Genomic DNA, 12,518 nt, shown 5'->3' on the forward strand with positions numbered 1-12,518 from the left:
TGCTCAACGGCGACAACCTCTACGATCCCGGCGCCGTCGACGCGCTGTTCGCCGACGGTCCGACCATCGGCGCAGTTCGGGTCGACGACCCGTCGAACTACGGCGTGCTCTCGACCCGCGACGGGCTGGTCACCGACGTGGTCGAAAAGCCCACGGATCCGCCGACGACGCTGGCGAACGCCGGCGCGTACGCGTTCCCCGCGGAGGCGACCGCGTGGCTCGATGTCCCCGCGAGCGAGCGCGGCGAACACGAGCTCACCGACGTGCTCGCGCGAGTGGTCGACGAGTACGAGGTGGGGTACGTCGAACTCGATCGGTGGCTCGACGTGGGCCGGCCGTGGGAACTGCTCGCGGCCAACGAGTGGAAGCTGGGCGAGCTCGACCGCGAGCTTCGGGGCGAGGTCCACGAGGACGCCGACCTCCGGGGGAGCGTCGTGGTCGAGGCGGGCGCGAGGGTCGACGCCGGAGTCGTGGTCGAGGGGCCGGCGTTGATCCGAAGCGGGGCGAGCGTCGGTCCGAACGCGTACGTTCGCGGGGCGACCTTGATCGGCGAGGACGCCGAGATCGGGCACGGGGTCGAACTCAAAAACAGCGTGGTGGGCCGGGGGACGCACGTCGCACACCTGAGCTACGTCGGCGACAGCGTGCTGGGGCGGGACGTGAACTTCGGTGCGGGGACGAACGTGGCGAACCTGCGTCACGACGGGAAGGCGGTCGAGTTCACGGTGAAAGGCGAGCGGGTGTCGACGGGGCGCCGGAAGTTCGGGGTGGTGGCTGGCGACGGGGCCAAGACCGCGATCAACACCAGCCTGAACGCCGGGGTGAAGCTGTCGGCCGGCGCCACCACCGCGCCCGGCGAGACCCTCACTCGCGATCGGTGATCGGAGTCGCGAGCGCACCCCTCAGTCGGGGTCGTCGACCTCGGTCACCTTCGCGGTGTGCCACGCGTTCGCCGCGAGGTCGTCGAACGCGCCGCGGGCGGCCGGACCCATCGCGAACTCGCCGTGGTAGGCGTCGGGCTCGCCCGCCGCGCCGGTCGCGGTCCGGACCGCGTCGGCGATCGACTCGTAGTTGTCGCCGATCACGTCGCCGATCAGGACGGGCAGGCCCGCGCGCTCACAGAGCTCCCGGGCGGCCTCGCGACCGACGTACACCCGATCGGCCGGCCGGTCGGCGAAGACGAGCGCGAACGGCGTTTCGCCGAACTGGGCGTCAAGGAACGAGCGGGCTGACTCCTCGCCCCACGCGATGGCACCGACGCCGTCGAGTCGCCGGAGCGCCGAGGCGGCCGCCGAGCAGAACGGACACTCCCCGTCGTAGACGAGCACGGCCTGATAGTCGGACATGCGCGTGCGTACGACCTCGGGGGACAAAAGCGGAGTCGCCGGCTGTCCTCAGCGTTTCGATCGGCCCGGGGGTTCGTCGATCGCCGCCCGATGGTCCAGCATCTCGTCGTACTGACACGCCCGGATCCGCAGGTCCGACTCGGGCGTGGCGGTGCAGGGCAGGATGAGATCGGCCTCGGCGTCGGCCTCGAAGTAGCGCCGGGCGTCCGACTGGTCGACCTCGCCCGCCAGCAGTTCGGCGGCGCAAGTGGTACACCACCCCTGCTGGCAGTCCGCTGGGAGCCAGACGCCGGCGTCGCGGGCGGCCGCGAGGACGTACTCGGAGTCGGCGACGTCGAGTTCGACCGTCTCGCCGGCCGCGGCCGCGTCGCAGTCTTCGGGAACTTCGATGACGACGCTGTAGGTACTCACGCGCTCGGATACCGGACAAACGCGGATGAAAGTGTCGGCCGGAGCGTGCCGGCGTCGGCCGGCCGGCGACCGCCGATCCCGGCGGTCGGTCGGCGGATTCGGACTCCGCCGAGGCGCCTCCGAGCCGTCAGGCCGAGTCGTTGATCCGGCGGTTCGTCGAGTACGGCGCGTCGCCGGGTTCGCCCCGGACGAAGTGGCCCGCGGGATTGATCTCGCCGTCGCGCTCCATGCTGAGGAGCTCGATGAACCACGCCTCGTGTTCGACCTCCTCCTGGAGGATGCGACTCGCCATGTCGTAGGTCCGCGGGTCCTTCCCGTGGGTCATGTCGCAGATCTCGCTCCAGGTCCGGATCGCACACCGTTCGGCCTCGAGCAGGACTTCGAGGATGCCCTCGGCGTCGAGCTGTGAGAGGTCCGGCGTCTCGCCCTCGAACGGCACCGGGAGTTCGGCGTGCGGACACGACGCCCGCCCCATGAAATCGCCGATGTCGCCGGGCAGGCTCCCCCCGAGTTCGTACACCCGGGGCGCGACGAGCTCGAAGTGTGCGCGGTCTTCGAGCCGGGCGTCCTCGGTGATCTCCTTGTAGTCTTCGTGGCCCGCGAGATGCATCCGGAGATTCGTGTAGTAGTAGTATGTGCTGAACTCCGCGCCGATCGCGTCGATGAGCCGCTCGCGGAGTTCCTCCGGGTCGAGCCCGCGCTCGCGAAGCGCCTCCATCCCCACGCGCTTGTCGGTCGATCCCGGTTCGACGCTGCCTGAACCGTGCCGTCGGTCGTCGTCTGCCATGTGTTCTCCCCCGACGCACGGCACGACTCAGACGCCCTTAATGGTTCTTCCCAGCGAGGAAACACGAGTCGACGGGCGCGAGGAGTTCGAGACGGCGTCCGGTCGGGGTCGGGACACGTCGTGTGCGCCGAATTCGGGCCGTGAAAAACGCTTAACTGCGCTCCGGCGGCCCCGAGACAGTCGGCGCCGGGTGCGAGACCGTCGACGTGTCGGTCGGCGACCGCGCCGAGGGCGCCCTCACGGTCACACTCTCGCGACCCGACGCCCGAAACGCGCTCGACGCCTACCTCGAAGACCGCGAGCCAGAGTGCGACGAGAGGTGATCAGCGCATCAGTTCGCCGCCGTTGACGTTGAGCGTCTCGCCGGTGACGAACCCGGCGTCCCGGAGGTACGCCACCGCGTCGGCGATGTCGGCCGGCTGGCCGTAGCGCTCGACCGGGATCGCCGCCAGTTCGTCTTCTTTCTCGTCTTCGGTCCGGTCGGCGGTCATGTCGGTCTCGACGTGGCCCGGCGCGACCGCGTTGACCCGGATCTCGGGCGCGAAGTCGCCGGCGTGGCTCTTGGTCAGTCCGAGCAGGCCGGCCTTCGAGGCGGCGTAGTGACACTCGACCGGCGCGCCGGTGTACGCCAGAATCGAGGAGACGTTCGCCACCGACGGCGTCGGGGCGTCGTCGGCCTCCCGGTCGGCGGCCTCCCGGAGGTGGGGCAGGGCGGCTTTCGTCACGTTGAACGCGCCGTTGACGTTGGTGTCCATCACCTGATCGAAGTCCTCGGCCGAGAGCGACTCGGTGTAGACGTGCTGGTCGACGCCCGCGTTGTTCACGACGTGATCGAGCCCGCCGAACGCCGAGACGGCCTCCGCGACGAGGTCGTCGGCGTCGGCCGGGTCGCCGACGTCCGCCCGAACCGTGATCGCGTCGGCGTCGGTCTCGGTCTCGATGCGGTCGACGACCGACCGCGCTCGGTCGCCGCTCTGTACGTAGTTGACAGCGACGTCGTAGCCGTCGCGTGCGAACCGCTCGGCGATCGCCTTCCCGATGCCTCGCGAGGAGCCGGTGACGAGTGCTGCTGGCATACCGACACCCGGGGTCCCCGGGACCTTGACGCTTATGTCTGATCGGCGTCACTGACCAGACGTGACCGACCCCGATCGGACCTCCGACGCCGACCTCGAGGACCTGCTCGACGAACTCGAAGAGCTAGAGGACGCCGTCGACGACCCCCACGAGCGCGAGCAGGTCAGGGAGACGATCCGGGTCGCCCGTCGGGTCCAGCCGTCCGCGTTCGGCCGGGTCATCCGGGGGTTCGACCGCCACGACGCCGCCGAGGCGCTGGTCGGGAGCGTCGTGTTCGGCATCCCCATGCTGGTCGAAGGCGGGACGCTCGAAATCGGGGAGTTCGTCGCGGCGAACCCGACCTCGCTGGTCGTCACCCTCGCCGGCGCCGTCGGCATCGTGATCGGACTCCTCTACGTCGCCGAGATCCAGCAGGTCGAGATCCACCGGCCGCTGTTCGGCGTGATTCCCAGACGCCTCGCCGGGGTGCTGGGGATCTCGTTTCTCACGGCGACCGCGACCATGACGGTCTGGGGCCGGGTCGACTGGGCCGAGCCGTGGCTCGCGGTGTGTCAGGTGAGCGTGACGTTCACCGCGATGGCGATCGGGGCCGCGCTCGGCGACATTCTGCCGGGGTCGTGAGTCGGGTTCGGCAAATTCGGGAGCGTCGCGGGCCGTACCCGGGGGACACAAAGTATATCAGCGTGGTGCGGGTAATGGTATCTGTTCCCATAGTGGTTCGTGGTGACGCATGATAGAATGTCCACACTGCGGTTCCGAACTGAATCGGCGGACTAACTCCCAGACACAGCGGAACGGCGACCCCCTCGGACGCAAGAGTCCGGGCTCGGAACTGGTGTCGTGTCCGGACTGCGACGGCGTGATCGACGGCTTCTCCCCGCACTGATCACCGAGCGCCCGTTTTCTCGTCGAGTACTACCGTCGAGCCTGGCCCGTCGCGGGACCGGTATCGCCGATCTCGGGGGTGGCGCCGCCACAACAATAAGGAGCGTGAAGCCGTATACAGTGACGCATGACGAACGAAGAGATCACGCGCCTGCTCAAGAAGGCGTACAGCGACGAGATAGAGACGGTGATGAACTACCTCACGAACTCCATCGTGCTCGAAGGGGTCAGCGCCGAGGAGGTCAAAGAGAGCCTCGAAACCGACATTCAGGAGGAGCTTGGCCACGCCGAGCAGCTCGGCAACCGACTCAAACAACTCGACGAGCGCCCGCCGGCCTCCTACGACTTCGAGGCGCGCCAGGAGAGCCTCCAGCCCCCAGAGGACTCGACGGACGTGCTCTCGGTCATCAACGGCGTGCTCGACGCCGAAGAGGACGCCATCGAGACGTACCGGGACCTCGTCGACGCCGCGACCGACGGCGACGACCCGGTGACCGAGGACCTCGCGGTCACGATCCTGAGCGACGAGGAGGCCCACCGGACGGAGTTTCGGGGGTTCCGCCGCGAGTATCAGGACTGAGGACGCGACCGGCGGGCCGGCGGCCTTTTTTCGGCGGTGTCACTCCAGAGCGCGTTCGCGCCACGCCACCAGATCCGCCCGATCGCGGGTGTCCTCCGGGAGTTCGTCGAACCACCCGGCGTCGGTGATCTCGCCGTCGGGGTCCGAGACTGTCGGCCGGGCCGACTCCGCGCGGGCTTCGAACAGCGGAAGCACGCCTCCCGTCGCGTGGTCCTCCCACTCGATGTCGACCCGTATCGACAGCGCGAGCCCGTCGAACTCGGCGTCGACGCCCGCCTCCTCGCCGAGTTCGCGCTCGGCGAGCGTCCGGAACCGCCGCCGGGAGACCCGACGCCGGTAGGTCCGTTCGAGGAAGTCCTCGTGGGCCTCGGTCAGTCGGTGGTAGACGCGCTCGGCGCGCTGGTCGACCCGGGTCGCGAGATACCAGAGGTCGTCGACCGCCGTCATCGGTCGGGCGGTCGGGACGAGACGACTGGAACCGGGCGGCCGAACGGAGTGAGCGAAACGCTCAGGTGCCGATTGTACCCCGAGAGACCGAATAAGTCTTCGGTCACCCGGACGAAAGAATGGGCGCAGTTCGGCGCGATCGAGGGCCCTCGGAGCGGCCCCGAGCCGCGAGCAGGCCCAACGCTTTTGATAGCTTGCGGAGTCTGTGTAGACGTGCGAAACGGTGCGATCCTCCTCGGCGGACTCGCGCAGGCGGTGGTCGTCGGGGTCCTCCTCGTGGTAATCCGGCCGCCGATGGCGGTCTACGCCGCGACCCCGGCGGTCGCCGGCGCGGTCGGCGGGCTCGCCAGCGACCGGTTCCAGTCGGAGTACGTCGACTCGGGCGGTGCAGGACTGGTCGGCGGGTTGCTGTCGCTCGTGGTCGTCGGGGCGGTCTCGTGGCGGAACTTGGCCGCGCTCCCGCGGGCGGTCCAGATCGACCTGACGCTGCTGACGGTGGTGTGGAGCTTCGTGGCGCTCGCGTTCCTGTTGCCGGCCTGTCTGTTCGTCAGCGTGCTGGTCGGGCAGTTCGGCGTCGTCTTGCGGGAGACGCTGTCGGCCCAGTGAATCGTCGGGCGGCGTCGCGGTCGAAATCGGGCCGCTTTTACCCCGCGCCGGGTTACTCGAAGCCATGAGCTTCGACAAGGAAGACCGCGTCGTGTTGCACGACGAACACAGCGACTACGACGGGCAGGAAGGCGAAATCACGCAGGTCATGGACACGATGTTCGGCGACAGCACGTACACCGTGAGCTTCGAGGACGGCCAGGAGACCGGCATCCCCGAGGACTCGCTGGAAGCCGCCGAGGAGTAACGACTTTTTCACTCCCCGGTACGTACGCCTCCCAATGGCAGAAGTCCCGTTCCACTACGTCGATCTGCGCGCGTTCTGCTACGCCACCGAAGACGACAAGCGCGTCGAGCAGGCGCTCCGGACGTTCCTCCCCGAGGAGATCGAGATCGAGCGCGCCGAGAGCGAGGGCCACCACGGCGACCGCATCGTGGTGCTGTCCTCGCGGGTCGAGACCGCCGACGAGATGCGCCACGTCCTCTCGAAAGTGGCGGAGCTCCCGGACGCAGAGAGACTGCTCTCAGAACTCGACGAGCGAGTCGACGACAACTGCTCGCTTTTCTTGCGGTTCGACAAACAGGCGGCCTACCGCGGGGAGATCGCGCTCGGGGAGGGCATCACGTTCCGTGCGAAAGTCGAGGCCTACCCCGCCGAGAAGGCGGCCGCGGTCGAGAACGCCCGCGAGGCGCTCTCGGCGCTGTGAGGGCGGACGATCGGGGACTTCGGCCCGGTTCGGGACGCCGTCTCTCGACGACGGTCGGGCGAGGGCGATACCGTCACCTCCGGTTCGTGAGTATAAGGTCCCTTAATCAAACATAGTGTCTTAGATGACGTTGACGTCTTGCGGTTTTGCTCGCGGCGAGCGCGATCGGCGACTCGAATCGTCGGGTCGCGATCTGTCGCAGCGGTACGCTTAAATAGGAGAGTGACCCGAGGTAGGAGTACAATGTCCGACAACGACATGTCCTCCTCCGGTACCAGCCGGGGGGATCGAGTTCTTCGAGGGCACGTTAGCTTCCACTACTGACGTCGACTCCGCGCGGGTCTTCGATACGACCCTGCGCGACGGTGAACAGGCACCGCGGACGTCTTTCTCCTACGACGAGAAACGCGCCATCGCCGCGACCTTGGACGACATGGGCACCCACGTAATCGAGGCTGGGTTCCCGGTCAACTCCGACGCCGAGTTCGAGGCCGTCAGCGACATCGCCGCGAGCACGAACACGACCGTCTGCGGGCTGGCCCGCGTGGTCGACAAGGACGTGGAGGCCGCACTCGACTCCGGCGTCGAGATGGTCCACGTCTTCGCCTCGACCAGCGACGTCCAGCTGGAAGACTCCATGCACGCCACCCGCGAGGAGGTCGTCGAGCGCTCGGTCGCGGCGGTCGAGCGCGTCACGGAGGCGGGCGCGACAGCGATGTTCTCGCCGATGGACGCCACCCGAACCGACGAGGACTACCTCGCCGAGGTGGTCGAGGCGGTCTCGGAGGCGGGCGTCGACTGGATCAACATCCCCGACACCTGCGGGGTCGCCACGCCGGCGCGGTTCGCCGAACTGGTGACGACGGTCGACGAGCACACCGACGCGCGCATCGACGTCCACACCCACGACGACTTCGGGATGGCGTCGGCGAACGCGGTCGCCGGCTTCGAGGCCGGCGCCGATCAGGCGCAGGTCTCGGTCAACGGGATCGGCGAGCGCGCGGGCAACGCGGCCTACGAGGAGGTCGTGATGACCGTCGAGAGCGTCTACGGCGTCGACACCGGTATCGACACGACCCGGATCACCGAGCTGTCGCGGGCGGTCGAGGAGTACAGCGACGTCCCGGTGCCCGCCAACAAGCCGATCGTCGGCGACAACGCGTTCGCCCACGAGAGCGGCATCCACGCCGCGGGCGTCATCGAGAACTCAGACACCTTCGAGCCGGGCGTGATGACTCCCGAGATGGTGGGGGCAACGCGGGAGTTCGTCCTGGGCAAACACACCGGAACGAACTCGGTCCGCAAGCGACTGGAGGATTCGGGCTTCGAGCCGACCGACGACGAGGTCCGGGAGATCACCCGCCGGGTGAAAGACTACGGCGCCGAAAAGAACCGCGTCACGACGACCGACCTCGAACGGTTCGCCCGCGAGGCCGGCGTCGCCCGCGAGGAAACGGAGGTCAGCGCCTGATGGCGCCTCGCCGGTTCGCCCCCGTCCGACAGCCGCGCGCGGCGGTCGCCGTCGTTCCGGCGGGTCGCCGGCCCGGCGTGGCAACCCCGCGCGCTTCGGGCAACCGTTGCCGAGCGGGCAAGAGTTATTACAGTGGGGCCCGGTACCATTCGACTACAGATGCGACGGTCACTCGCCACTCGGCCGCTGGCCCGCACGGGGAGCGGCGTGGCCGTCGAGCGCGTGATTATTGTAGGGGCTTGAGCCCCTACTACACCTCTTTTCCGACCCGACTCGCCGCATCGATTCCGAACAGCACGCCGCGCGCTCGACAGATGAATTCGACACACGACGCCAGAACCCAGACGTATCGCACACATCCAACCCCGGAGGTGAGCCGACCGTGAGCGACCCGGTCAGCCCATCGTTCGACGCCGAAACCGAAGCCGAAGCCGAGTTAGAGCCAGAGCCCGGCGAGGACCCGTCGGCGACCGACGCCGAGCCGGGTCGGACCGGCGCCCACTCGGTCGTCGCGGCGCTCGAAAACGCCGGCGCGGAGGCCATGTTCGGCGTGCAGGGCGGTGCGATCATGCCCGTCTACGACGCGCTGTACGACTCGGACCTGCGCCACGTCATGATGGCCCACGAGCAGGCCGCGGCTCACGCCGCCGACGCCTACGGCATCGTCTCGGGCACGCCGGGGGTCTGTCTGGCGACCTCCGGACCGGGCGCGACCAACCTCGTGACCGGGATCGCGGACGCCGACATGGACTCGGACCCGATGGTCGCGCTCACCGGGCAGGTGCCGACAGACTTCGTCGGCAACGACGCCTTCCAGGAGACCGACACCACCGGCGTCACCGCCCCGATCACGAAGACGAACTACTTCGCCGACCACGCCGACACGGTCGGCGACACCGTTGGGGAGGCGTTCGCCTACGCCGCCGCGGGGCGACCGGGCCCGACGCTGGTCGACCTCCCCAAGGACGTGACCCAAGACGAGACCGCGGTCGAGCCCGGGGACGCGACCGTCCCGGACACCTACGACCCCCAGACTGAGGCCGACGACGAGGCGGTCGCCGAGGCGGCCCGACGGCTCGAACGCGCCGAAAAGCCCGTCGTCCTCGTCGGCGGCGGCGTCATCAAGGGCGACGCCACCGAGGAGTTGCGGGCGTTCGCCCGCGAGTACGAGATCCCGGTCGCGACCTCGATGCCCGCGGTCGGCGCGTTCCCCGAGGACGACGACCTCTCGCTGGAGATGGTCGGGATGCACGGCACCGGCTACGCCAACATGGCGACGACCCACTGCGACGTGATGCTCGCGGTCGGCACCCGGTTCGACGACCGGCTCACCGGCGGGGTCGACACGTTCGCGCCCGAGGCCGAGGTGCTCCACGTCGACATCGACCCCGCGGAGATCTCCAAGAACGTCACGGCCGACGTGGCGCTGATCGGCGACGCCGCCACCGTCCTCGACCAACTCGACGCCGAGATGGAGCGGGCCCCTGACTGCCGAGAGTGGCGCTCGCAGTGCTGGACGTGGAAGAGCGAGTACCCGATGGACTACGCCACGCCCGACGACGAGCCCCTCAAGCCCCAGTTCGTCGTGGAGGCGTTCGACGAGGCGACCGGCGACGACACCATCGTCACCACCGGCGTCGGCCAACACCAGATGTGGGCGGTCCAGTACTGGACGTACACCGAACCCCGGACGTGGGTCTCCTCTCACGGGCTCGGGACGATGGGCTACGGCCTGCCCGCGGCCATCGGCGCGAAGTTCGCCGCCGACGACGACCAGCAGGTCGTCTGCTTCGAGGGCGACGGCTCGTTTTTGATGACGATGCAGGAGCTGTCGGTCGCGGTCCGCGAGAACCTCGACATCACCGTCGCGGTGCTCAACAACGAGTACATCGGGATGGTCCGACAGTGGCAAGACGCCTTCTACGACGGCCGCCACTCGGCCTCGGAGTACAACTGGTGTCCCGAGTTCGAACCCCTCGCCGAGGCGTTCGGCGCGCAGGGCTTTACCGTCTCGGACTACGACGAGGTGGCCGACACCGTCGAGGCCGCGCTGGCCTACGACGGCCCGTCGGTCGTCGACGTCCGCATCGACCCCGCGGAGAACGTCTACCCGATGGTCCCGAGCGGCGGGGCAAACGGGAAGTTCGCCCTCTCGGAGGACCAGCTATGACCGAAGGCCTCCAAGGTCCGGCGCCCGACGAGCGCCCACACCCGGACGGTCGGCGCACCAAGCAGGGAACCCGGATCGACCCCGAGGTCGAGGCCGAGCAGGACACCCGGACCGCGGTCGTCTCCGCGCTGGTCGAACACGAGCCCGGCGTGCTCGCGAAGGTCTCCGGGCTGTTCTCCCGGCGCCAGTTCAACATCGAGAGCCTGACGGTCGGACCGACCACCGTCGAGGGCAACGCCCGGATCACGCTCGTGGTCGAGGAGACCGACGACGGCATCGACCAGGTCAAAAAGCAGGTCGAGAAGCTCCGGCCCGTGATCCAGGTCGGCGAGCTCGACGACGACGCGGTCTGTGCCGAACTCGTGGTCCTGAAAGTCCGGGGCGACGAGCCCGACAAGGTCCACGCGATCACCCAGATGTACGAGGGCCAGACCCTCGACGCCGGCCCGCGGACCATCACGGTCCAGATCACCGGCGACCAGCAGAAGATCGACGACGCGGTCGACGCGTTCCGGCAGTTCGGCATCATCGAGATCGCCCGGACCGGCCAGACCGCGCTCGCCCGCGGCGACACGCCGACGACGCCCGGCGAGGAGCCGGGCCACGAGAAAGCCGCCGAGAAGACGAGAAAAGACGACACCCGAACCGGAACATACGATGACTGACGAATTCGACACCGAGATCTACTACGACGACGACGCGAACAGCGCGAAGATAGACGACCGGACCGTAGCCGTACTCGGCTACGGGAGCCAGGGACACGCCCACGCCCAGAACCTCGCCGACAGCGGGGTCGACGTGGTCGTGGGGCTCCGCGAGAGCTCCGCGTCGCGGAGCGCCGCGGAGGCCGACGGGCTCCGCGTGGCGACGCCGGCCGACGCCGCCGCCGAGGCCGACGTGGTCTCGGTGCTGGTGCCCGACACGGTCCAGCCCGCGGTGTACGACGACATCGAAGACGGGCTGGAACCCGGCGACACCCTCCAGTTCGCCCACGGCTTCAACATCCACTACGGCCAGATCGAGCCGCCCGAGGACGTCGACGTGACCATGGTCGCGCCCAAGTCCCCGGGCCACCTCGTCCGGCGCAACTACGAGAACGACGAGGGGACCCCGGGCCTGCTGGCAGTGTATCAGGACGCGACCGGCGAGGCCAAGTCCGAGGCGCTGGCGTACGCGAAGGCCATCGGCTGTACGCGCGCGGGCGTCGTCGAGACCACGTTCCGCGAGGAGACCGAGACCGACCTGTTCGGCGAGCAGGCGGTGCTCTGTGGCGGCGTCACCGAGCTCATCAAGACCGGCTACGAGACGCTTGTCGACGCCGGCTACTCGCCGGAGATGGCGTACTTCGAGTGTCTCAACGAGATGAAGCTCATCGTCGATCTGATGTACGAGGGCGGGATGCGCGAGATGTGGGACTCGGTGTCGGACACCGCCGAGTACGGCGGGCTGACTCAGGGCCCCGAGATCATCGACGAGAACGTGCGCCAGAACATGGAGGAGACGCTCGAAGGCGTCCAGAACGGCGAGTTCGCCCGCGAGTGGATCGTCGAGAATCAGGCCGGCCGACCGGCCTACCACCAGCACAAGCAACGCGACATCGAACACGAGATCGAGGACGTCGGCGCCGAGCTCCGCGACCTGTTCGCGTGGAGCGAAGACGAGGAGACGGCCGACGAGGAGACCGAACAGGAGCGAGTGAGCGCAGATGACTGACACACACACCACGGACCGATCGATGCGAGACGTGAGCCACACCCACCCGTACGGCGACCACGGCGCGGTAAACCGACCGTTCGAGCGCGGCCCGATCGTCGTCGCGGACGGCGGCGAGAGAGTCGACGAGTCCGAATCCGCCGACGACGAGGAGCGATCCGAATCGCCCGAGAAGATGAAAGACGTCGACCACACCCCGCCGCGGGACGCCGAGAGCGCGAATCGGGTCTTCGAGCGCGGCGGAGCCGAAGAGCCCGTAGAGTCCGAAGAATGAACGTACGATCCGCTTTTCCGGTCGCAACGGCGAACAGCCGACGG

The 12,518-nt window shown here is 68.5% G+C and carries 16 protein-coding genes; 11 read left to right on the forward strand and 5 right to left on the reverse strand.

Annotation, left to right across the window (positions count from 1 at the left end):
- Positions 1-881: bifunctional sugar-1-phosphate nucleotidylyltransferase/acetyltransferase (gene glmU, locus EPY72_RS16030; RefSeq protein WP_135807083.1), on the forward strand; the 881-nt coding region annotated here is incomplete at its 5' end.
- Positions 882-902: 21 nt separating this feature from the next.
- On the opposite strand, the gene EPY72_RS16035 is transcribed toward glmU, so the two are convergent.
- From EPY72_RS16035 to EPY72_RS16055, 4 genes are all read right to left on the reverse strand, one after another.
- Positions 903-1,346 carry a DCC1-like thiol-disulfide oxidoreductase family protein gene (locus EPY72_RS16035; RefSeq protein WP_135807084.1) on the reverse strand — a complete coding sequence of 148 codons (444 nt, stop codon included), beginning with the start codon at positions 1,344-1,346 and terminating at the stop codon, positions 903-905.
- A 48-nt stretch (positions 1,347-1,394) separates the two neighbouring features.
- The gene (locus tag EPY72_RS16040) at positions 1,395-1,757 is read right to left on the reverse strand and encodes a 2Fe-2S iron-sulfur cluster-binding protein (protein ID WP_134672216.1); all 363 of its coding nucleotides are present in this window, start codon (positions 1,755-1,757) and stop codon (positions 1,395-1,397) included.
- A 127-nt stretch (positions 1,758-1,884) separates the two neighbouring features.
- A complete protein-coding gene (gene dps, locus EPY72_RS16045) occupies positions 1,885-2,544 on the reverse strand; it encodes a DNA protection during starvation protein (RefSeq protein ID WP_134672215.1) in 660 nt (219 codons plus the stop codon).
- Positions 2,545-2,867: 323 nt separating this feature from the next.
- Positions 2,868-3,620 carry a 3-oxoacyl-ACP reductase family protein gene (locus EPY72_RS16055; protein WP_135807085.1) on the reverse strand — a complete coding sequence of 251 codons (753 nt, stop codon included), beginning with the start codon at positions 3,618-3,620 and terminating at the stop codon, positions 2,868-2,870.
- A 61-nt stretch (positions 3,621-3,681) separates the two neighbouring features.
- Between EPY72_RS16055 and EPY72_RS16060 the strand changes: the two genes are divergently transcribed.
- On the forward strand, positions 3,682-4,242 hold the full coding sequence (locus tag EPY72_RS16060; protein WP_134672213.1) for a DUF2391 domain-containing protein: 561 nt from the start codon (positions 3,682-3,684) through the stop codon (positions 4,240-4,242).
- A 391-nt stretch (positions 4,243-4,633) separates the two neighbouring features.
- Complete coding sequence (locus EPY72_RS16065) at positions 4,634-5,086, forward strand: ferritin-like domain-containing protein (RefSeq protein WP_134672212.1); 453 nt, start codon at positions 4,634-4,636, stop codon at positions 5,084-5,086.
- Positions 5,087-5,125: 39 nt separating this feature from the next.
- Here the strand turns inward: EPY72_RS16065 and EPY72_RS16070 are convergent, their stop codons facing one another.
- The gene (locus tag EPY72_RS16070; protein WP_135807086.1) at positions 5,126-5,533 is read right to left on the reverse strand and encodes an NUDIX hydrolase; all 408 of its coding nucleotides are present in this window, start codon (positions 5,531-5,533) and stop codon (positions 5,126-5,128) included.
- Positions 5,534-5,746: 213 nt separating this feature from the next.
- Between EPY72_RS16070 and EPY72_RS16075 the strand changes: the two genes are divergently transcribed.
- From EPY72_RS16075 to EPY72_RS16110, 8 genes are all read left to right on the forward strand, one after another.
- Entirely contained in the window at positions 5,747-6,139 is a 393-nt protein-coding gene (locus tag EPY72_RS16075) for a hypothetical protein (RefSeq protein WP_134672211.1), read from the forward strand.
- A 64-nt stretch (positions 6,140-6,203) separates the two neighbouring features.
- Positions 6,204-6,386 (forward strand): DUF1918 domain-containing protein, encoded by a 183-nt coding sequence (locus tag EPY72_RS16080; RefSeq protein ID WP_134672210.1) that lies wholly within the window; start codon positions 6,204-6,206, stop codon positions 6,384-6,386.
- Positions 6,387-6,420: 34 nt separating this feature from the next.
- On the forward strand, positions 6,421-6,846 hold the full coding sequence (locus tag EPY72_RS16085; protein ID WP_134672209.1) for an RNA-binding protein: 426 nt from the start codon (positions 6,421-6,423) through the stop codon (positions 6,844-6,846).
- A 286-nt stretch (positions 6,847-7,132) separates the two neighbouring features.
- Positions 7,133-8,317: a LeuA family protein gene (locus EPY72_RS16090; protein ID WP_135807087.1), complete on the forward strand. Its 1,185-nt coding sequence runs from the start codon at positions 7,133-7,135 to the stop codon at positions 8,315-8,317.
- A 382-nt stretch (positions 8,318-8,699) separates the two neighbouring features.
- The gene (gene ilvB / locus EPY72_RS16095) at positions 8,700-10,487 is read left to right on the forward strand and encodes a biosynthetic-type acetolactate synthase large subunit (protein WP_134672207.1); all 1,788 of its coding nucleotides are present in this window, start codon (positions 8,700-8,702) and stop codon (positions 10,485-10,487) included.
- Positions 10,484-11,152, forward strand: a complete 669-nt coding sequence (ilvN, locus tag EPY72_RS16100) for an acetolactate synthase small subunit (protein WP_134672206.1) — start codon at positions 10,484-10,486, stop codon at positions 11,150-11,152. Before ilvB ends, ilvN begins: the two co-directional genes overlap by 4 nt.
- The gene (gene ilvC, locus EPY72_RS16105) at positions 11,145-12,200 is read left to right on the forward strand and encodes a ketol-acid reductoisomerase (RefSeq protein ID WP_134672205.1); all 1,056 of its coding nucleotides are present in this window, start codon (positions 11,145-11,147) and stop codon (positions 12,198-12,200) included. The genes ilvN and ilvC overlap by 8 nt, the downstream gene beginning before the upstream one ends.
- Positions 12,193-12,474: a DUF7989 family protein gene (locus EPY72_RS16110; RefSeq protein ID WP_134672204.1), complete on the forward strand. Its 282-nt coding sequence runs from the start codon at positions 12,193-12,195 to the stop codon at positions 12,472-12,474. Before ilvC ends, EPY72_RS16110 begins: the two co-directional genes overlap by 8 nt.
- The last annotated feature ends 44 nt before the right edge of the window (positions 12,475-12,518 follow it).

Source organism: Halorussus marinus, from assembly GCF_004765795.1.
In the GTDB taxonomy this organism is placed as follows: Archaea; Halobacteriota; Halobacteria; order Halobacteriales; family Haladaptataceae; genus Halorussus; species Halorussus marinus.